This is a genomic window from Oceanimonas pelagia, assembly GCF_030849025.1.
Lineage (GTDB): Bacteria > Pseudomonadota > Gammaproteobacteria > Enterobacterales > Aeromonadaceae > Oceanimonas > Oceanimonas pelagia.
On the sequence record NZ_CP118224.1, the window covers coordinates 2,894,755 to 2,914,539 of the forward strand.

Sequence of the window (19,785 nt, forward strand, 5' to 3'; positions counted from 1 at the left end):
CCCGATTCATCAGTCGTAATGGAACAGGTCACCGCCGTGCATGTCGATCATCTCCAGCGCCTTGCCGCCACCACGGGCCACACAGGTCATGGGATCATCAGCCACCACCACGGGAATACCGGTTTCTTCCATCAGCAGGCGATCCAGATCGCGCAGCAGGGCGCCACCGCCGGTGAGCACCATGCCCCGCTCGGAAATATCGGAGGCCAGCTCGGGCGGGGACTGCTCCAGCGCTACCATGACGGCGCTGACAATGCCCGACAGCGGCTCCTGCAGGGCTTCCAGAATCTCGTTGGAGTTGAGGGTAAAGCTGCGCGGCACCCCTTCGGCCAGGTTGCGGCCGCGCACCTCGATTTCCAGCACCTCGTCGCCCGGGTAGGCCGAGCCCACCTCGTGCTTGATGCGCTCGGCGGTCGCCTCACCGATCAGCGAACCGTAGTTGCGGCGCACATAATTGATGATGGCTTCATCAAAGCGGTCACCGCCGATACGTACCGACTGGGAATAGACCACACCATTCAGCGAGATGATGGCCACTTCGGTGGTGCCCCCACCGATGTCCACCACCATGGAGCCGGTGGCCTCGGACACCGGCAGGCCGGCCCCGATGGCGGCCGCCATCGGCTCGTCGATCAGATATACCTCACGGGCGCCGGCACCCAGGGCGGATTCCTTGATGGCCCGGCGTTCCACCTGGGTGGAGCCGCAGGGCACGCACACCAGCACGCGGGGGCTGGGGCGGAAAAAGTTGTTGTCGTGCACCTGCTTGATGAAATGCTGCAGCATTTTCTCGGTGACGTAGAAATCGGCGATCACGCCGTCCTTCATCGGACGAATGGCGGCGATATTGCCGGGCGTACGCCCCAGCATCTGTTTGGCGGCATGGCCGACGGCGGCAACGCTCTGGGCCGAACCGGCTCTTTCCTGGCGAATGGCCACGACGGAGGGCTCGTTCAGAACTATGCCCTGATCCTTGACGTAGATAAGGGTATTGGCCGTTCCCAGATCGATCGACAGATCGTTGGAAAACATGCCTCTGAGCTTCTTGAACATATGCTGAAGGGGGTCCTGGGTTGAGAAACCGGAAAATTCGGCTAACTTTACCAACGCAACCGGCCCCCCGCAAGGCGCAACCCCGGGCGAAACCGGTCACGAACGAATACGAGTTTCAATAAATCGATAAGTTCCCTACACTTGCGCCAGAACTTTACTTTTCTCGGTCTTTCCGTGCCTTCACTGCATCGCTGGCAACAGCTCTACGACCGGGCCGGCGCCTCCGTGCTGCAGCCGGTACGGCATGCCTTGCTCGACCATCATGGCCTGACCCTGCACATCAAGCGGGACGACCGGCTGCATGCCTTTATTTCCGGCAACAAGTGGCGAAAACTGAAATATGTGTTGCGCCAGGCGCTGTCGGAACGGGCCGCCGGCCTGCTCAGTTTTGGCGGCGCCTGGTCCAATCACCTGCACGCCCTGGCCGCCGCCGGCCAGGCGCTGGGCGTGCCCACCGCAGGCATAGTGCGGGGCGAGCCCGAATACGCCGGCAACCCCACCCTGTCCGATGCGCGAGCCTGGGGCATGACGCTGGAATTTGTGGACCGGCAGAGCTACCGCCGCCGCCACGAGGCGGACTTTCTCGCCGGGCTGGCCGCCCGCCATCCCGGCTTTTACATCATTCCCGAAGGGGGCAGCTGCGTCCTGGCCCTGCCCGGCGTGGCCGAGCTGTGGCGGGAACTGCCCCCCTGCGAGGAGCTGATATTGCCGGTGGCCAGCGGCGGCACCCTGGCCGGGCTGCTGTCGGCTCGCCCCGGCCGCACCCGCGTTACCGGCTACGCCGTACTCAAGGGCCAGGGCTGGCTTGCCGACACCGTGCACGGGCTGTACGCGCCCGCCGCCCATGACCCCGGCTGGCAACTGCGGCTGAACCATCACGGCGGCGGTTATGCCAAATGTTCCCCGGCAGACCGGGCCGCCATCACCGAATTAAGCGAGGCGCTGGCAGTGCCGCTGGAGCCGGTATACAGCGGCAAGGCCCTGCTCGGCCTGTTTCGGGACATTGAAGCCGGCCACTACGCTCCCGGCAGCCGGCTGATTTTTCTGCATACCGGCGGGCTGCAGGGCGCCAGAAGCTAGACCAGCGCAAAGCGCTCGGGGCAGGAGAAATAATAGCCCTGGCCGGCGTGCACGCCCAGCTGTTGCAGGCATTCCCACTCCGCCTCGGTTTCCACCCCCACGGCAATCACCTGTGTGCGGTTGCCCATGCAGTTGCCCAGCAGACTGCGCACCGCCATCTGGTTATTGGGCTTTTTTTCGATGTCCCGCACCAGGCTGGGATGCAGCTTGAGATAGTCGAGATCATAGTCCTTGATGTACTGGGTACTGACCACGTCCTGACCCGCATGATCCACCGCCAGCCCGCAGCCCAGCGCCTTGAGCGCCCGCAGCGGCTTGACCAGATCCTGAAAATGACGGCTGACACCGGCTTCCGACAGCTCGATCACCAACTCGTTGAGCAGGGCCTTGGGCAGCTGGATCAGCTCAAACACCAGCCAGCGGTGAAAGCCCCGGTTGAGCAGGCTGTCCACCGACAGGTTGATGGCCAGGGTGGCGCGGCGATCGCTTTCCTGCAGCAGGGTCAGGCAGCGCAGCATGATGCAGCGATCCAGCTCCTGCAACAGGCCGCATTTTTCCGCCATGGGCAGAAAATGCCCCGCCGCCAGCTCCCGGCCCTGCTCGTCGTGAATGCGCGCCAGCAGTTCATGGCTTTCCGGCTCACCGCCCCGGGCCCGGTAAATGCCCTGGCGATCGAGCAGCACCGCGTCCTGCTCCAGCAGCCGGCTCAGCAGGGTGCGCCAGCGCACCGTGCCCTTGCCGCTGCTTTCCTCGGTCAGGCCCTTGTAATACATGAAATAACCGTCGCCGCCCTGCAGGGCAGCGCTGCGCAGGGCCAGCTCGGCTTCTTCCTCCACCTGGTGCAACTGCTCGCCAAAGCGAAAGCAGACGCCACCGATAAACAACGCCGGCTCCCGCACCGTATCGGGCCAGTGCAGCCGGTGCAGCAGCTTCATCACCTGGCGGGCCGCATCCAGCGCCTCACTCTCCACCAGATTGGGAAACAGCAGGGCAAAGGTGTTGCCGGTGTAACGGGCCTGCAGGGCGCCCGGATAACGCCGGATCAGGTGCCCCAGGTACACCGAGGCCGAGCTCAGCAGCTCGTCGCCCCGGTCGTGCCCCAGCTTGTGGTTGATGTGCTCCAGATCCTGCAGCTCCACCAGCAGCAGGGCGCCGGAATGACTGGCAGAGTCGTTGAGCGCCGCTTCCAGCCGGTTGTCGAAGAAGACCCGGTTGCCGATGCCGATCTTGCGATCCACAAACACATTGGCACGAATGAAGGTGTCGAAACGGCTGCGCTCCTTGCGCGCCTCCTTCAGCTCGCCCATCAGCTTGTCCAGCGCCCGGCTGGCGGCCTGGGGCCACTCCTCACCGGGGCTGTGCTGCAACATGCTGAGCCGGCCCGCCAGGATCAGCCGGCCGCGCTGGTCGAGCAGCTCGGCTCCCCGCAGCTGGCGGCGAAACCAGCGCAAACTGAACAGCAGGCCGGCAAACACCAGCATGATGGCACCGGTCAGCCCCGACACCGCCGCCAGCGAGCTGTCGATATCGTAAAAGGGCGGACGCAGCACCAGCCGCACCAGCAGCTCCGGCTCGCCCGGCAGAGGGTGCTGGTATTCCCGGGACACTTCACTGTCGGCCAGCGGCTGTCCCTGCTGGTAGCGGTAGCGCACCGCCGCGTCGTCCTGCACCGTAAATTCGATGATATCGTTGACGTCGAGCAGGGCCGGCAGCCAGCGCTCCAGGGTGGCCTGCCGCCCGGCGCCGCTCTGCCAGGCCTCGTCGACCAGGCGCACCACGGCATCGACCTGGCGCTGCTGGTAGGCCACCCCCATCTGATAAAAGCTGATGCCGGCACCCACCAGCACCATCAGTACCGCCGCCAGCACACACAGGGTGATGGTGGTAATAAACTGATTGGTGAATTTCATTCGCAGTCCCTGCCGCCGACCCGTGGCCGGCATCTCCTGTTTGTTATTATGCAAGATTCAGGCGAAACCCAACCCCGCCTCTGTTCAGTATCGTTCAGTTTTATCGGCTCGCCCAAACAGCAAAAGGCCCCGCCTGAGCGGGGCCCCGATGATACAACGTTTCGCGTTCCGAACTCAGAACGGAATATCGTCATCGAAGTCCATCGGCGGCTCGTTGTATACCGGCTGGCTCTGGGGCTTGGCTGCCGGTTGCGGCTGCCCCTGAGGCTTGTTGCCGCCGTACTGGGACTGGCCCCCCTGCTGGACATACTGGCCGCCGCCCTGCTGCTGGCCCCAGTTGCCCTGTTGCTGACCGCCACCCTGCTGGCCCTGGTTCCAGCCGCCCTGGCCACCACCGGCGCCCTGCGGGCGACCGCCCAGCATCTGCATGGTGCCGCCCTGATCCACCACCACCTCGGTGGTGTAGCGGTCCTGACCGCCCTGATCCTGCCACTTGCGGGTCTGCAGCCGGCCTTCCACATACACCTGCGAGCCCTTGCGCAGGTACTCTCCGGCAATTTCGGCCAGCTTGCCGAAGAACACCACCCGGTGCCATTCGGTGCGCTCGCGCTGCTCTCCGCTCTGCTTGTCGCGCCAGGTTTCACTGGTGGCCAGGGTAATGTTGGCGACGGCGTTGCCGTTAGGCATATAGCGCACTTCGGGATCCTGACCCAGGTGCCCGATCAGGATGACTTTGTTGATGCCTCTATTGGCCATAACTTGCTCCGTACTCACAGGTTGATCAGGCGTTTGGCCTGATCCAGTTCAAAAATGTTGCCATCTACCTTGAGGTAGGCGGCGCTTTCGTCGGGAATAATCAGCGCCTCGTGCACACCCGGCAGTGCCATCAGCCGCTGCAGCAACTGACTGCGGGCAGATTCGCTTTCTATATTACCACCGATGGGCAGAATATGAGACCGCACGCGGCTGACATTGGCCATGCCCGCCGACAGCCAGAACCACAGCACCATGGTCAGCGCCACCAGCAAAAACACGCCGGGACCGCCGAGCTGCTGGAACAGCAGGCCCCCCAGCACACCGCCGAGAAAGGCCCCGAAAAACTGGCTGGTGGAATAAATGCCCATGGCGGTGCCCTTGCCTCCCGCCGGCGCCAGCATCGACAGAAACGCCGGCAGCGAGGCTTCCATAAAGTTGAAGGCGGTAAAGTACAGCACCATGGCCAGGGCCAGCAGCCAGAGCTGGCCCTGGCCCAGCGCCATCAGCACCAGCGCCATCATCATCACCAGAATGGAGGCCTGAAACAGCAGCTTGTTCATGTTGCGCCGGGCGCCGAGGATCAGAAAGGGAATGATCAGCACAAACGACAGTCCCAGCGCCGGCAGATACAGCCACCAGTGGTGCTCGGCCACCAGGCCGGCGTCTTTCAGCGACAACGGAAAGGCCACGAACACGGCGGTCAGGGTCATGTGCAGCAGCATGATGCCAAAGTCCAGCCGCAGCAACTGCGGATCCTTCAGCAGCCGGCCGAACAGCTCGGGAGCGGCGGTCACGTCCCGGATCTGCCCCTTGCTCACCGAGTCCGGCAGCATGAGACGCACCATGACGATCCCCACCAGCGCCAGCAGCGCCGTGCTCCAGAATACCCCGGACAGACCGAACCAGGACGCCAGCAGCGGCCCCGCCACCATGGCGGCGGCAAACGACAGGCCGATGCATACCCCGATAATGGCCATGGCCTTGGTGCGGTTTTCTTCCCGGGTGATGTCGGCGGCCAGCGCCAGTATGGCCCCGGCAATGGCGCCGCTGCCCTGCAGCACCCGGCCGATCACCACGCCATAAACAGAGTCGGACAGCGCCGCCACCACAGAGCCGGCAGCAAACAGCGCCAGCCCGGCGTAAATCACCGGCTTGCGGCCGATGCGATCCGACAGCCAGCCGGCGGGGATCTGCAATACCGCCTGGGTCAGACCATAGGCGCCGATGGCGATGCCCACCCACAGGGGGGAATAGCCCTCCAGGCCGCTACCGTACAGGGCAAACACCGGCATGATCATGAACAGGCCCAGCATGCGCATGCCAAAAATGCTGGCCAGGGTAAAGGACGCCCGCCGCTCCCGCGGGCTGAAGCCTTGCTGATCGCTCATGAGTGATGGTTCCGCTGTCATTGTTCACAAAAGAGCGGCAGTTTAGCACGGAGCACCGCTCGAGATTAATCCCTCCGTTGCGCTCTTGGCTGGCTATTCATCCAGTGCCATACTAGCCGGTCTGGTTTAAAACTTGGTCAAGCTGCAGATGGATAAAATCGACGTTCGCGGAGCGCGCACCCACAACCTGAAAAACATCAGCCTGGAACTGCCCCGGGACAAACTCATCGTGATCACCGGCCTGTCGGGCTCGGGCAAGTCGTCCCTGGCCTTTGACACCCTCTATGCCGAGGGCCAGCGCCGCTACGTGGAGTCGCTGTCCGCCTACGCCCGCCAGTTCCTGTCACTGATGGAAAAACCCGACGTCGATCATATCGAGGGGCTGTCACCGGCCATCTCCATCGAGCAGAAGTCCACCTCCCACAACCCCCGCTCCACCGTGGGCACCATTACCGAAATTCACGACTACCTGCGGCTGCTGTTTGCCCGGGTGGGCGAGCCCCGCTGCCCCGTACACCAGCTGCCGCTGACCGCCCAGACCATCAGCCAGATGGTGGACAAGGTGCTGGAACAGCCCGAGGGCAAGCGGCTGATGCTGCTGGCCCCCGTGGTGCGCAACCGCAAGGGCGAGCACAGCAAGCTGCTCGACAACCTGGCCGCCCAGGGCTTTATTCGCGCCCGCATCGACGGCGAGGTGTGCGATCTGTCGGATCCGCCGGCACTGGAACTGCAGAAAAAGCACACCATCGAGGTGGTGGTGGACCGCTTCAAGGTGCGGGACGATCTGCAACTGCGGCTGGCCGAGTCCTTTGAGGCGGCGCTGGAGCTGTCCGGCGGCATCGCCTCGGTGGTGAGCATGGACGACGAACAGGAAGCGCCACTGGTGTTTTCCGCCAACTTCGCCTGCCCCGAATGCGGCCACTCCATTGCCGAGCTGGAGCCACGCATTTTCTCCTTCAACAACCCGGCGGGGGCCTGCGAACAGTGCGACGGCCTGGGCGTGCAGCAGATCGTCGACCCCGACAAGGTGGTGTCCAACCCGGAGCTGAGCCTGGCCGGCGGTGCCATTCGCGGCTGGGACAAGCGCAGCTATTACTACTACCAGATGCTCAAGTCGCTGGCGGACCACTACGACTTCGATCTGGAGGCGCCCTTTGAAAGCCTGTCGACACCGGTGCAAAAGGCGGTGCTGTACGGCTCGGGCCGCACCAGCATCGAATTCCGCTATATGAACGACCGGGGCGACGTGCTGGTGCGCAAGCATCCCTTTGAGGGCATTATTCACAACATGGAGCGGCGCTACCGGGAAACCGAGTCCAACTCGGTGCGCGAGGAGCTGGCCAAGTACCAGAGCAACCGGGCCTGCCCCGGCTGCGGCGGCACCCGGCTGAAGGAGGCCGCCCGCCACGTGTTTGTGGCGGATCACAACCTGCCGCAAGTGTCCGACATGGCCATCGGCGAGGCCCATGCCTTTTTCACCGGGCTGCAACTGGCCGGACAGAAGGCGCAGATCGCCGACAAAATCCTCAAGGAGATCACCGAGCGGCTGGGCTTTCTGGTGAATGTGGGGCTGAACTACCTGACCCTGTCCCGCAGCGCCGAGACCCTGTCCGGGGGCGAGGCTCAGCGCATTCGCCTGGCCAGCCAGATCGGCGCCGGCCTGGTGGGAGTCATGTATGTGCTCGACGAACCCAGCATCGGCCTGCATCAGCGCGATAACGAACGGCTGCTGGCCACCCTCACCCACCTGCGGGATCTGGGCAATACCGTGATCGTGGTGGAGCACGATGAAGACGCCATTCGCGCCGCCGACCATGTGCTCGACATCGGTCCCGGCGCCGGGGTGCACGGCGGGCAGATCGTGGCCCAGGGTACCCCCGCCGAGGTGATGGCCAATCCGGAATCCCTCACCGGTGCCTATCTCTCGGGCCGTGAAGCCATTGCGGTGCCGGCACAACGCACCCCCGTGGGCGAGCACTGGCTGAAGCTGGAAGGGGCCAGCGGCAACAATCTCAAGCAGGTGAACCTCGAATTACCTCTGGGGCTGATGACCTGTGTCACCGGGGTGTCCGGCTCGGGCAAGTCCACCCTGATCAACGACACCCTGTTTCCGCTGGCGCACCGGGAGCTGAACAAGGCCACGGTGAGCCAGCCAGCCCCCTACACCGCCATTCACGGCCTGGACAGGCTGGACAAGGTGGTGGACATCGATCAGAGCCCCATCGGCCGCACCCCCCGCTCCAACCCGGCCACCTACACCGGCATTTTCACCCCCATTCGCGAGCTGTTTTCCGGCACCCAGGAGGCCCGCTCCCGGGGCTACAAGCCGGGCCGCTTTTCCTTCAACGTGAAAGGCGGCCGTTGCGAGGCCTGCCAGGGCGACGGCGTGATCAAGGTGGAAATGCACTTTCTGCCCGACGTTTACGTGCCCTGCGACGTGTGCAAGGGCAAGCGCTACAACCGGGAAACCCTGGAGATCCAGTACAAGGGCAAAAGCATTCACGAGGTGCTGGAAATGACGGTGGAGGAAGCCTGCGACTTCTTCGCCCCGGTGCCGGCCATTGCCCGCAAGCTGCAGACCCTGATGGACGTGGGCCTGTCCTATATCCGTCTGGGGCAGTCGGCCACCACCCTGTCCGGCGGTGAGGCCCAGCGGGTCAAGCTGGCGCGGGAGCTGTCGAAACGGGACACCGGCCAGACCCTGTACATTCTCGACGAGCCCACCACCGGTCTGCATTTTCACGATATTCAGCTGCTGCTGACGGTGCTGCACCGGCTGCGGGATCACGGCAATACCGTGGTGATCATCGAACACAATCTGGACGTGATCAAAACCGCCGACTGGATCGTGGATCTGGGTCCAGAAGGCGGCAGCGGCGGCGGCCGCATTCTGGTCACCGGCACCCCGGAACAGGTGGCGGAACACCCGGATTCTCACACCGCCCGCTTTTTACGGCCTATGCTCAATGGGCGCTGAACAACACAAGGACCCGTGAATGAGCCGGCTTTCCCTGCCTTATCTTTTTTTCTGGTGTTTTGCCGCCTGGGCCCTGGGCGGCATGCACTTTTTTATGCACAACCCTGGCGGCGCCGGCCTGTATCTGCCGTTCAACATGACCGGCTGGATGCTGGTGTCGCTGATGATTGCCCTGGGGCTGTGGCAGCTGACCCGCAACCGGGCGGTGGTCTGGAGCCGGTTTCATCTGGGGTGCTGGCTGGCCTTTGCGCTGATGCTGGTGCCCCTGCTCTATCCCGGCGCCGAGCTGGCGGATCGGGCCCTGCCCCGGCTGGCGGGGCTGGCCGGCGGCCTGCTGTTCTGGTTTGCCCTGCTGCAGTGCCGCTTTGACGAGCACGGCCGCTGGCGCCTGCTCTATGTGCTGCTGGCGGCGGTGACCCTGGAAATACTGCTGGGGCTGGTGCAGTACTACCTGCTGGAGCCAGGCAACCCCATTGGTTACAACACCAAAACCAACCGCCCCTACGGCATTTTTCAGCAACCCAACGTCATGGCCAGTTTTATGGCCACCGGGCTGATGCTGGCCTGGTATCTGTGGCTGGAAGACAGACGGCCGCTGCCCGCCGTGCGCCGGCTCTGGCTGGGCGCCGTGCTGCTCACCACCTCGTTGCTGCTGGTGGTGCTGCAGTCCCGGGTAGGGCTGCTGGGCGGTCTGACCGGCGTGCTGCTGCTGTTGCCGCTGAGCTGGCAGCGAGGACGCCGCGATACCCTGATGCTGCTCGGGCTGGTACTGCTGGGCATGGCGCTGGCGCTGGTGTCCATGACGCTGGTGGACGGAGTGCAGCGGGGGGCCGAGGTCTACAGCGATCCGGGCGTGCGCAAATACTACTGGCAGCAGAGCCTGGCGCTGATCGGCCAGCACCCCTGGACCGGAGTCGGCTACGGCGATTTTGAACGCCAGTTTATGGAATTTTACGCCGCCCAGCGGGAGCAGATTGCCACCCTGCCGCCCATGGAGCCCAACCTGGATCATCCCCATAACGAGCTGCTGTTCTGGGGCGTGGAAGGGGGCCTGCTGCCGGTGCTGGCCATCATCGGGGTAGCGCTGATGTTTGGGCGGCGGCTGTGCCGGGCGCCCTGGCGCCAGGCACTGGCGCTGGCGGCGCTGGTGTGGCCCATCGCCCTGCACAGCCAGACCGAATACCCCTTTTACCATTCCCTGGCACACTGGGTAGCCCTGCTGGTGCTGCTGTACTGGATTGACGGGCGCCTGCTGCCGCCGCGGGAAGCCCCCTATCGCCACCGCTTGCTGGCACGCTTTAGCGCCCTGCTGATCCCGGCGCTGGTGGTGCCCTTTATGGCCACCGGGCTGCACAGCGCTCGGCTGATCACGCAATATGAACGGGGCGGCGGCAAGGAGCCGGAACTGCTGCTGGCGGTCAGCAATCCCCTGGCCTGGCTGGGCCGGCTGGAGTTCAGCGCCATGTCGCTGCGGCTGACGGTGGCCGCAGCACAGCAGGATACCGAAGCGCTGCAGGCCTACCTGGACTGGGGCCGGGAATTTGTGCGCCATACCCCCAGGGCCGGTATTTACCGCAACATGGTACTGGCCCTGCACCATCTGGACCGCCCCGAGGAAGCCCGGCGACTGCTGCAACGGGCCCGCTACTACTACCCCAGGGAAGAAAGCCTGCACGACGACCGCATTCAGCGGGCGCTGGACGCGGCCGCCCATCCGGCGTCGGCCGGCTCGGGCGCCGACGCCTGAACAAAGCGCACCCGGAACAGCCGGGGCCACCACTTGCCGGTGAGGTAAAACTCACCGGTCTCGGGATTGTGGGCAATGCCGTTGAGCACCGCTTCCCGGTGCGCCACCCGGTCGCTCAGGGGCAACAGGGGGGAAGCGTCGATCACCCCGTCCACCTCGCCACTGGCCTTGTGAATACGCAGGATGCGCGCCTGTTTCCAGACATTGGCGTAGATGTGCTCCCCGGCGCAGGCCAGGGCGTTGAGCCGGGGCTGGGACCGGCCATCAAGACGCACCTCAAGCCGTTGCTGCAGTGAAAAATCCACCGGGCTGCGCCGCTGCAGGCTGGCCGAGCCGTCGCTCATCCACAGGTGGTCACCGTCAAAGCACAGGCCCCAGCCCTCGCCTTCATAGGAGTGCGCCATTTCCAGCTCCAGCCCGGGCAGCCGCCACACCAGCGCCAGCCCTTCCCGCCAGGTGAGCTGTACCAGCCGCTCTCCCACCCGGGCCAGGCCCTCGCCAAACAGGCTGTCGGCCAGCGCCATTTGAAGCTCTAGCTCGCCGTTGCGTCCGTTCAGCCGGCGCAGGCTGGACTGGCCATACAGGCCGGTGCTCACGTACAACCGGCCCTGGTGCCACTCCAGCCCCTGAGTGAAGGCATTGATGTCGTGAGGCAGGGTCTCCAGCACCCGCACCGTCAGCCGCTCCACCGCCATGGCCTGGCCACTCAGTGCCAGTAACACCAGCATTGCCCAGCGCCGCACTGTCATTCAGCCACGGCCTGGCTCAGCAGCCAGTCGTTCAGCGCCGGCGCCAGCCGTTCGGCGGCCCGGCCCAGCGCCGCCACCAGGGCATCGGCCTGCAGGTTTGCCAGCGGCTCGCGCTGCTCAAAGCGCCGGCTGGCCACCATGTGCCTGTCGGCGGTGCGCAGCAGCTGGGCGTCAAAGCGAATCACCGCTTCCTGCCGGCCGGCGCTCAGATCCGCTTCAAAGGCGCGCAGGGTACCGGTCAGCTCCCAGTCGGCCTGCACGCCCTCGTCTTCCCGGCTGAGTCCCCCCAGGCGGGCATCCCGTCCCAGGGCGTCCAGCAGCCAGTCCTGCCACAGCTCCGGCAGCGGCGCGCTCCAGCGGGCACCGCCATGGGCCTGGTAGGACTGGCGCCCGGTCAGCACCAGCAATCGGTTGCCGTTGAGCACCCCGCTGGCCCTGGGCCGGGCCAGCCGCAGACCGTTGAGCCGCCCCTCCTCGTCACTCGGCACCAGCGCCGCCGGCGGCAGGCGGTAACGGCTCACCGGCTCCGCCGCCGGCAGCACCGAACAGCCCGCCAGCCCCAGCAGGGCCATCAGCATCACAACACCTCTGATCACGGTTTGAATTCCTCCATGGATTCCCGCTCCAGCAGGGTGGCGGCGGGATCCTGTTGCAGTTGCCGGGTCACGTCCCCCAGCGCCCTCAGGGTACGGCGCAATTCCCGCAGCGCCGGCTCCAGCCCGGCCAGCCCCTGCAGGCCCGCTTCCAGCGCCGGTTGCTGCTGCGCCAGCAGCCGCTCCAGCCGTTCGCTCAGCCGCTGCAGGCTGGCAGCGGTGGCAGCGGTATCGGCCAGCATGGGTTCGCCGTGCTGTGCCAGTTGCCGGTCGAGCCGGGCCAGCATGGCGTCCAGCCGGGTGGCGGCGCCGGCCAGGGCATTCAGCCCCTCGCTCAGGCTTCCCTGCTGTTGCGCCAGGGTGGCGCTGACCTCGTCCAGGCTGGCCAGCATGCGGCCGACATGAGCGGCATTCTGCGGGGTGAGCAGCCGGTTGGCATTGTCGAGCAGGGTGTTCAGGCTCAGCATCAGCTCCTCGCTGCTCACCCGCAGCCGGGCCAGAGGCGAGGGCTCGGCCCGGATCACCGGGATCTGCCCGCTGCCGTCGGCCAGCAGGGGGCTGGCGGGAGAGCCGTGGCTGAGCTCGATATTGGCGGCGCCGGTAATGTTGGCCAGGGCCAGCCGGGCCCGGGTGTCGGTCTTGACCGGGGCATCGGTGGCAATGCGCACCCGGGCCCGCACCTGGCGCGGATCCTCCGGGTTCAGGGTCAGGCTCTCCACCTCACCCACCCGTATGCCGCTGTATTGCACCGGGCTGCCCACCGACAGCCCGGACACCGGCTCGCTGAACAGAATATCGTAGCGGCGCAGCTCGCGCTCGTCGCCGGTTTTGGCCAGCCAGAGCACAAAGGCCAGGCCGGCGGCTGCCACCAGCAGGGTAAATGCACCAATCAGCACGTGATGTGCCCGGGTTTCCATAGGTTACTCCTTGTTGCCCCGAGCGGCCTGCTGCGCCGCCCTGCCCCGCGGGCCGTGAAAATAATCCCGAATCCAGGGATCCTGGGTGGCAACCACCTCGGCCAGCGTGCCCGCCGCCTGCACCCGCCGCTGCCCCAGCACCGCCACCCGGTCGCAGCAGGCGTACAGGGTGTCGAGATCGTGGGTGACCAGCACCACCGTCAGCCCCAGAGCGTCGCGCAGGGTCAGCAGCAGACGATCAAAGGCCGCCGCCGACACCGGATCCAGCCCGGCGGTGGGCTCGTCCAGCAACAGGATCTGCGGATCCAGTGCCAGCGCCCGGGCCAGGGCTGCCCGTTTGATCATGCCCCCGGACAGACTGGACGGATAGCGCTGCCCCGCCAGTGCCGGCAGCCCGGCCAGCGCCAGCTTGATGTCGGCGAGCTCACTGGCCCGCGCCCGGCTCAGGCCGGCGTGCTCGATCAGCGGCAGGGCGATGTTTTCCAGCACCGTCAGCGAAGAAAACAGCGCTCCGCTCTGAAACAGCACCCCCATGCGCCGCTCCAGGGCACTGCGCTGTGCCGCCGGCAGGGTCAGCAGATCCTGCTGCCACAGCCGCACCTCGCCGGCGTCGGGCCGGTGCAGACCGATGATGGAACGCAGCAGCACCGACTTGCCGCTGCCGGACCCGCCCACCAGACCGAGGATCTCGCCCTCGATCACATCGAGATCCAGGTGTTCGTGCACCACCTGGGGGCCAAAGCGGTTGCGCAGATCCCGCACCTGTATGACGGCCCCGCTCACCAGCCCATCTCCATCAGGAACAGGGCAGCGATGGCATCGAGCAGGATCACCACAAAGATCGACTGTACCACGCTGGAGGTGGTGTGCTCCCCCACCGACCGGGCGCTGCCCGCTACCTTGAAGCCTTCCAGGCAGCCGATCAGCGCAATCAGGATGGCAAACAGCGGCGCCTTGCCCAGCCCCACCAGCAGGTGACGCACCGGCACCTCCTGCACGATGGCGAGAAAGCGCGCAGGGGCAATATCCAGCGACAGCACCCCCACCAGGGCACCGCCAAACAGCCCGCTGAGTATGGCGATAACGGTCAGCAGCGGCAGGGTCAGCAACAACGCCAGCACCCGGGGCAACACCAGCAGGGCAATCGGATCCAGCCCCTGGGCGCGCAGGGCATCCAGCTCCTGGTTGACCTTCATCGAGCCCAGCTGGGCGGTAAAGGCGCTGGCGGTGCGGCCGGCCAGCAGAATGGCGGTGAGCAGCACGCCGAATTCGCGCATAAAGCTGTAGGCCACCAGATCCACCGTGTAAATGGTGGCGCCGAAATTGGCCAGCACGGTGGCGCCGAGAAAGGCCACCACCGCCCCCACCAGAAAGGTCAGCAGCGCCACAATGGGCACCGCATTGAGACCACACTGGTGCATTTGCGCCACCAGCGCGGTAAGGCGCCACTGGCGCGGACGAAACGCCAGTGCCAGGCCGGTGCTCAGGGTCAGGCCGGTAAAGCCAAGCAGCAGCCGGCCCTGCCGCCAGCCGGAATGGGCGTATTCACCCAGCCGGGCCAGGCCATCACTCCAGTGGGCCCGGGGCGCGGGCGCCGGCTCGCGGCCGCTCATGGTCCCGGCCACCGCCAGCAGCAGGGCCCGCTGGCCGTCGCTCAGGCCGGTGGCCTCGCGGGCCAGCGCCAGCAAGGGTGCCCCCAGCCGTTGCCACAGCAGACCGGCACCGGCGGTGTCTAGCCGGGTCAGCCCGCTGCCGTCCAGAGCCACTATGCCTCGCACCGGCAGGGAGCCCAGCGCGGCGTAAAGCCGATCGTGGTGGGCCAGGGTCCAGTCGCCATTCAGCAGCAGCCGGCCATCACTGAGCTGCCAGCCACTCTCGTGCTTGCTCAATACAGTCCCCCTTCTTCGGTCAGCATGTGCACCAGCCGGGCCCGGGTCACCAGCCCCCGGCCGCGACGCACCGGCACCAGAAAACCGGCGCCGGTGTCGTCCTGCAGCGTGCGCAGGGCATCCAGCAACGACATGTCCCGCTCCAGCCGCTGCAGCCGGCGCTCCGGGGTGAGCAAGGCGTCGAGGGTGTCCGGCGCCATCCGTTGCTCCAGCTGCGCAGGGTTGAGCAGGTAATAGTGCTGATCCCGCTTCACCACCAGGGCCGTGGCCTTGCTGCGGGGCGGGGCGCCCTCTCCGCTCCACTCCACCAGGCTCATGTCGGCCAGCTCCGACAGATAGCGCTGCGCCAGAGCGGTGCGCAGCGGATGGGTCTGTAACTCCTGGCCGCGCACCCGAAGCTGGGTGATCACCAGGGACGGCAGATGAAATCCATGCTGGCACAGCAGGTTGGCGCCCAGCACCACCACCATGGCCGGCAGCATGGCCTCGGCACTGAGGGACAGCTCCAGCACGGTGGCGATGGCCGCCAGCGGAGCGTGCAGCACGGCGCTCATCATGGCGGCCATGCCCAGCAGGGCGTACAGGGCCGGATCGGAAGCACCCGGCAACAAGGCCCCGGCCACACTGCCGGCACACACCCCCAGCATCAGGGTGGGCGCAATCTGGCCCCCGGGCACCCCCAGACCGATGGCCGCCGCCGTGGCCAGCAGCTTGGCCGCCAGTATGCCCAGCAGCAACGGCCAGGGCAGCCCGTCGCTCAGTGCAAGATTGATGGTGTCGTAACCGGAGCCGAGGATCTGGGGCGTGACCAGCGCCAGCCCCCCGGTTATGGCGCCCGCCAGCAACAGGCGAACGGCACGGGATGTGAGCGGCAGTCGAATAAATACCAGCACCAGCCGCTGAAACAGCGCCGCCAGCAATCCAACCCAGAGTCCGGTAAGCAGCAGACCGGGCAACTCCCGATAGGAGGCCAGCGACAGGCTGACCGGCTCCAGAATAGCGTGCGTACCCAACAGGCCATTGGTGAGGGCCGAGGCGGTAATGGCGGCGGCGATAATGGGCGCAAAGCCGAGCAGGCTGTATTCCATCAGCACCACCTCCATGGCGAACAGCACTCCTGCCAGCGGCGTGTTAAAGGCCGCCGAAATGGCCGCCGCCGTGCCGCACCCGAGCAACAGCCGCAACTGGCTGGGCGGACGCCCGCTGAGCTGGCCGATCTGGCTGGCAATGCCCGCGCCCAGATGCACCGTGGGGCCTTCCCGTCCCACGCTGTGACCCGAGCCCAGGGCAATGAGCGCGGCCACAAACTGAAACCCGATATTGGCCGCCGGAATCCGGCCCTGGCCAAACTGCAGCCGCTCCAGCACATAGGCCAGCCCCACCGACTGACACGCCGGCGGCGTCAGCCGGTAGAGCAGGATCAGCAGCAGGCTGCCTGCCAGCGGCAGCCCCAGTTGCCAGTGCCAGGTCAGGGCTTCAAAGTCTTCCAGGTTTTTGCCATTCAGGCCGCCCAGGGTGGCGTTGAGCAGGAACAGAAAACTCATCATCACCAGGCTGGCGATAATGCCGGTCAGCACCCCCAGCAGCACCAGCGGCAGCAGGCTGCCGGCGCGGCGCGAAAACAGGCGCTGGATCAGGTTATCTGCTTGGCTCATCACGAGGTTCCGCACGCATCAGGAGAGTTCATTATTCCCCTCCCCGCCGGATAAAACCACTTTTGCAGCAAGTATTTATGGTATATTTCACAGACTTTTCACGGGAGGCATCATGTACAAACTGGTATTTTTCGTTCCCGAGTCCCATGCCGAAGCGGTCAAGCAGGCGGTGTTCGCCACCGGCGCCGGCAAAATTGGCGACTACGATCAGTGCTGCTTTGAAACTCGCGGCCGGGGCCAGTTCCGCCCGCTGGCCGGCGCCAACCCGTTTATCGGCCAGACCGGCGAGCTGGAGCGGGTGGAGGAGCTGCGCATCGAGCTGGTGTGTGAGGATCACCTGATTCAGCAAGCCCTGGACGCCCTGCGCGCCGCCCATCCCTATGAAGAGCCCGCCTACGACGTCTGGCCTCTGGCCGGGCTCTGAATCAGCGGGTCACATCCACTCTGGGCGGCTGAAAAATGTGCTCAATCCACGCCGGCTGCAGGCAGGCAAGTACCTCCCGGGCGAGGCCGTAATCCCTTCGCCGGCCTTTCAGCTCAAGCCAGGTGGAATAAAAGGTGTCGATCTCCATGCGACCGTGACGATGTTCCAGCCAGATCCAGTCATCCCCCTGACGACCGAATTGCAGCCGCGCAAAGCGTCCCTGCAGGGACGCCACAATCTGTTCAAAGCACGCCCCGTCCAGCTCGGCGAAAATCACGTATTCGTCCTGATCCACGTCTCAGGCTCCCGTCATATAATCATGAAAGTTTCTTCATCATGGAACACGCCATGCACTGTATTTTACCCAGCCCCTGTGGCCCGCTGCGCATTGAAGCATCACCCCAAGCCATTACCGGAATTCTGTTTCTCGACGAAGACGTGCCGGTGCTGCCCCCGACATCCCCCCTGCTGGCGGAAGCTTGCCGCCAGCTGAACGCCTATTTCACCGGTCAACTGACACGTTTCACCCTGTCTCTGGCACCGGCAGGCACGGCCTTTCAACAGCAAGTATGGCAGGCGCTGTTAACCATTCCCTGGGGAGAGCAGCGCAGTTATGGCGAGGTTGCCAGTGCCATCGGCAACCCCCGGGCGGTGCGGGCCGTGGGCGCCGCCAACGGCCGCAACCCCATTCCCATTCTCATTCCCTGCCACCGGGTGATCGGCGCCAATGGCAGCCTCACCGGCTATGCCGGTGGCCTGGAGCGCAAACGCTGGCTGCTGGCTCACGAGGCAAAATGCTGACAATACGCCCGGCACCCTGTGCGAGATCTCTCAAGCTGCACGCAGACAATGCGTTTTCGTGCTCCCGCCATTGACGCCAGCCCCATAAAATTTCCATTAAAAGTCAAAAACTTGTTATTTTTTACCCCATTCTGACCACCCGAGCAGGCGCGTATGCCGGCTGGAGCCGGCGCCGCTCCGGGTTATTATCTTTCCCGCCAGGAAGCAGCGGGCCCGGTCGGGAAGACAGGGCCGCCAGGAACGGCACAGGAACACCGCCAGGAAGGCGGCAAGGACACCTTCAGGACTGAAGAGGTAAAGCGGGTCAGGAAGACACGCGGTCAGGAACGGCCAGGACACCCCGACGGATCGGGAAGGGGAAGGTTTCACGGAGTGAAACGCAGTCAGGGATATGGCAGGGAGCCATGAGGTTCACGGAATCGAGCCGTCAGGACGACCGAAAAAGGGGCAACAGTGATGTTGCCCCTTTTTTCGTGCCGTTCCGCCCGCAGCGGTTACAGCCGCACCACCAGACAGTCCATGCCCTGACGGGACAGGTGCTGACAGGCATTTCTGGCCTGCTTTTCTTCAAATCCTACCAGACGGGCGCGGAACAGCTTGCGATTGCTGATCTCCACTTCCGACACCGCCGCCCGGGCCTGGGCCAGGTTACCCAGCCGGCTGGCCGCGTCGGAGGCCCGGTCCTGAGCCTGCTCCGGCATGCGGAAGGAACCGATTTGCACCGCCCAGCCCAGGTTATCGCCGGTGGGGGACTGGGCCGCGGGCAAGGACGCCACCGCGGGCTGCAGCCGTACCGGAGACGGCGGCGCCGGCTGTGATGCCCGCTGCACCTGCACCGGTTGGGTCACCGTCTGGGCAACGGTGCGGGTGCTGGCCACCAGGCGTTCACCGGAGGTGCGGGCAACCCGGGTAGCGCGGCCAATGCTGCGATCGATCAGCCCGGCCATTTCCTTGTCTCTCGACTGGGCGGTTCTGCCGCCCATCACCACCCCCACCACCCGGCGGTCATCGCGCAACGCCGAAGTCGCCACGTTAAAGCCGGAAGCGCGAATATAGCCGGTTTTCATGCCATCCACACCCGGCAGATTCTGCACCATGCGGTTGTGGCTGCGGTAGGTACGGCCCTTGTAGGTAAACGAAGGGGTGGAGAAGTAATGATAATAGGCCGGATAGTCCTTCATCAGCCGCAACGACAGCGTGGCCAGATCCCGGGCGGTGGAGATTTGCTGGCTGTCGGGCAGCCCGGAGGCGTTGCGAAAGGTGGTGTTGTACATTTTCAGTTCTTTGGCCTTGGCGGTCATGCGCCGGGCAAAGGCGCTTTCACTGCCGCCCAGGGCCTCGGCCACCACCACCGCCACATCGTTGGCGGAACGCACGATCAGCGCCGGAATGGCATCCCGCACTCGAAGCGTTTCTCCTTTTTTAAGGGAAATATTGGTCTGGGGCATGGAGGCGGCATGGGCCGATACCGGCATGGCGGTGTCCAGGGTCATGCGGCCCTGCTCCATGGCCTCAAACAGCAGGTAAAGGGTCATCATCTTGGTGAGCGACGCCGGGTAGCGACTGGCATCGGCATTGGCGGCATGAAGCACGGCGCCGTTTTCCGCATCGATCACAATGGCCGCATAACGTGGATTGGCCTGCGCCTGTCCGGCCAGCGCAACCAACAACAGCAGCCCAAACAGGTGGGCCATGGTTTTTCCCGGGCGGAATACAGCAAACATGGGATCCTCCTCCCACTATTGAACGAAAACCGGCAGAAGCTACGCCAAGGCGCGAAGCCTGTCCAGTCCCACCTTGATGCTCAGGCGACAGGACGACATGCGGAAGGGCCTAGCTGGCTGCG

At 65.2% G+C, this 19,785-nt stretch carries 17 protein-coding genes; 5 read left to right on the forward strand and 12 right to left on the reverse strand.

Annotated features, from left to right (window positions below):
• Positions 1-9: 9 nt before the first annotated feature.
• Complete coding sequence (locus PU634_RS13895; protein WP_306761374.1) at positions 10-1,053, reverse strand: rod shape-determining protein; 1,044 nt, start codon at positions 1,051-1,053, stop codon at positions 10-12.
• A 174-nt stretch (positions 1,054-1,227) separates the two neighbouring features.
• Here PU634_RS13895 and PU634_RS13900 point away from each other — a divergent pair, with 174 nt between their 5' ends.
• Complete coding sequence (locus tag PU634_RS13900) at positions 1,228-2,133, forward strand: 1-aminocyclopropane-1-carboxylate deaminase/D-cysteine desulfhydrase (protein ID WP_371319607.1); 906 nt, start codon at positions 1,228-1,230, stop codon at positions 2,131-2,133.
• Here PU634_RS13900 and PU634_RS13905 read toward each other — a convergent pair.
• The 3 genes from PU634_RS13905 to PU634_RS13915 form a co-directional block, all read right to left on the reverse strand.
• The gene (locus PU634_RS13905; protein ID WP_306761375.1) at positions 2,130-4,043 is read right to left on the reverse strand and encodes an EAL domain-containing protein; all 1,914 of its coding nucleotides are present in this window, start codon (positions 4,041-4,043) and stop codon (positions 2,130-2,132) included. The genes PU634_RS13900 and PU634_RS13905 overlap by 4 nt on opposite strands.
• A gap of 174 nt (positions 4,044-4,217) precedes the next feature.
• Entirely contained in the window at positions 4,218-4,799 is a 582-nt protein-coding gene (locus PU634_RS13910; RefSeq protein WP_306761376.1) for a single-stranded DNA-binding protein, read from the reverse strand.
• Between the two features lie 14 nt (positions 4,800-4,813).
• Positions 4,814-6,187: an MFS transporter gene (locus PU634_RS13915; protein ID WP_306761377.1), complete on the reverse strand. Its 1,374-nt coding sequence runs from the start codon at positions 6,185-6,187 to the stop codon at positions 4,814-4,816.
• A 148-nt stretch (positions 6,188-6,335) separates the two neighbouring features.
• Between PU634_RS13915 and uvrA the strand changes: the two genes are divergently transcribed.
• Positions 6,336-9,164: an excinuclease ABC subunit UvrA gene (uvrA, locus tag PU634_RS13920; RefSeq protein ID WP_306763700.1), complete on the forward strand. Its 2,829-nt coding sequence runs from the start codon at positions 6,336-6,338 to the stop codon at positions 9,162-9,164.
• A 19-nt stretch (positions 9,165-9,183) separates the two neighbouring features.
• Entirely contained in the window at positions 9,184-10,911 is a 1,728-nt protein-coding gene (locus PU634_RS13925) for a PglL family O-oligosaccharyltransferase (protein WP_306761378.1), read from the forward strand.
• Here PU634_RS13925 and PU634_RS13930 read toward each other — a convergent pair.
• Genes PU634_RS13930 through PU634_RS13955 form a run of 6 tightly spaced genes read right to left on the reverse strand, consistent with a single transcriptional unit; the run spans position 10,851 to position 16,714 of the window.
• Positions 10,851-11,639 carry a glutaminyl-peptide cyclotransferase gene (locus PU634_RS13930; protein ID WP_306761379.1) on the reverse strand — a complete coding sequence of 263 codons (789 nt, stop codon included), beginning with the start codon at positions 11,637-11,639 and terminating at the stop codon, positions 10,851-10,853. The genes PU634_RS13925 and PU634_RS13930 overlap by 61 nt on opposite strands.
• A gap of 17 nt (positions 11,640-11,656) precedes the next feature.
• Positions 11,657-12,256, reverse strand: a complete 600-nt coding sequence (locus PU634_RS13935; RefSeq protein ID WP_306761380.1) for an ABC-type transport auxiliary lipoprotein family protein — start codon at positions 12,254-12,256, stop codon at positions 11,657-11,659.
• Complete coding sequence (locus PU634_RS13940) at positions 12,253-13,170, reverse strand: MlaD family protein (protein ID WP_306761381.1); 918 nt, start codon at positions 13,168-13,170, stop codon at positions 12,253-12,255. Before PU634_RS13940 ends, PU634_RS13935 begins: the two co-directional genes overlap by 4 nt.
• Before the next feature lie 3 nt (positions 13,171-13,173).
• Positions 13,174-13,953: an ABC transporter ATP-binding protein gene (locus tag PU634_RS13945; protein WP_306761382.1), complete on the reverse strand. Its 780-nt coding sequence runs from the start codon at positions 13,951-13,953 to the stop codon at positions 13,174-13,176.
• Complete coding sequence (locus PU634_RS13950) at positions 13,950-15,059, reverse strand: ABC transporter permease (RefSeq protein ID WP_306761383.1); 1,110 nt, start codon at positions 15,057-15,059, stop codon at positions 13,950-13,952. Before PU634_RS13950 ends, PU634_RS13945 begins: the two co-directional genes overlap by 4 nt.
• Complete coding sequence (locus PU634_RS13955) at positions 15,056-16,714, reverse strand: chloride channel protein (protein ID WP_306761384.1); 1,659 nt, start codon at positions 16,712-16,714, stop codon at positions 15,056-15,058. Before PU634_RS13955 ends, PU634_RS13950 begins: the two co-directional genes overlap by 4 nt.
• A gap of 112 nt (positions 16,715-16,826) precedes the next feature.
• Between PU634_RS13955 and PU634_RS13960 the strand changes: the two genes are divergently transcribed.
• On the forward strand, positions 16,827-17,138 hold the full coding sequence (locus tag PU634_RS13960) for a YqfO family protein (RefSeq protein ID WP_306761385.1): 312 nt from the start codon (positions 16,827-16,829) through the stop codon (positions 17,136-17,138).
• Between the two features lies 1 nt (position 17,139).
• Here PU634_RS13960 and PU634_RS13965 read toward each other — a convergent pair whose 3' ends face one another.
• Positions 17,140-17,433, reverse strand: coding sequence for a hypothetical protein (locus tag PU634_RS13965; RefSeq protein ID WP_306761386.1), 294 nt, complete (start codon positions 17,431-17,433; stop codon positions 17,140-17,142).
• Between the two features lie 53 nt (positions 17,434-17,486).
• Between PU634_RS13965 and PU634_RS13970 the strand changes: the two genes are divergently transcribed.
• The gene (locus tag PU634_RS13970; protein WP_306761387.1) at positions 17,487-17,939 is read left to right on the forward strand and encodes a methylated-DNA--[protein]-cysteine S-methyltransferase; all 453 of its coding nucleotides are present in this window, start codon (positions 17,487-17,489) and stop codon (positions 17,937-17,939) included.
• Between the two features lie 494 nt (positions 17,940-18,433).
• Here PU634_RS13970 and PU634_RS13975 read toward each other — a convergent pair whose 3' ends face one another.
• Positions 18,434-19,663 (reverse strand): serine hydrolase, encoded by a 1,230-nt coding sequence (locus PU634_RS13975; RefSeq protein ID WP_306761388.1) that lies wholly within the window; start codon positions 19,661-19,663, stop codon positions 18,434-18,436.
• Positions 19,664-19,785: the final 122 nt, after the last annotated feature.

Bases quoted from the DNA above. Each gene is read 5' to 3' on its own strand.
- PU634_RS13895 (WP_306761374.1), bottom strand. From the start codon at position 1,053: ATGTTCAAGAAGCTCAGAGGCATGTTTTCCAACGATCTGTCGATCGAT.
- PU634_RS13905 (WP_306761375.1), bottom strand. From the start codon at position 4,043: ATGAAATTCACCAATCAGTTTATTACCACCATCACCCTGTGTGTGCTG.
- PU634_RS13910 (WP_306761376.1), bottom strand. From the start codon at position 4,799: ATGGCCAATAGAGGCATCAACAAAGTCATCCTGATCGGGCACCTGGGT.
- PU634_RS13915 (WP_306761377.1), bottom strand. From the start codon at position 6,187: ATGAGCGATCAGCAAGGCTTCAGCCCGCGGGAGCGGCGGGCGTCCTTT.
- uvrA (WP_306763700.1), top strand. From the start codon at position 6,336: ATGGATAAAATCGACGTTCGCGGAGCGCGCACCCACAACCTGAAAAAC.
- PU634_RS13925 (WP_306761378.1), top strand. From the start codon at position 9,184: ATGAGCCGGCTTTCCCTGCCTTATCTTTTTTTCTGGTGTTTTGCCGCC.
- PU634_RS13930 (WP_306761379.1), bottom strand. From the start codon at position 11,639: ATGCTGGTGTTACTGGCACTGAGTGGCCAGGCCATGGCGGTGGAGCGG.
- PU634_RS13940 (WP_306761381.1), bottom strand. From the start codon at position 13,170: ATGGAAACCCGGGCACATCACGTGCTGATTGGTGCATTTACCCTGCTG.
- PU634_RS13955 (WP_306761384.1), bottom strand. From the start codon at position 16,714: ATGAGCCAAGCAGATAACCTGATCCAGCGCCTGTTTTCGCGCCGCGCC.
- PU634_RS13960 (WP_306761385.1), top strand. From the start codon at position 16,827: ATGTACAAACTGGTATTTTTCGTTCCCGAGTCCCATGCCGAAGCGGTC.
- PU634_RS13970 (WP_306761387.1), top strand. From the start codon at position 17,487: ATGCACTGTATTTTACCCAGCCCCTGTGGCCCGCTGCGCATTGAAGCA.
- PU634_RS13975 (WP_306761388.1), bottom strand. From the start codon at position 19,663: ATGTTTGCTGTATTCCGCCCGGGAAAAACCATGGCCCACCTGTTTGGG.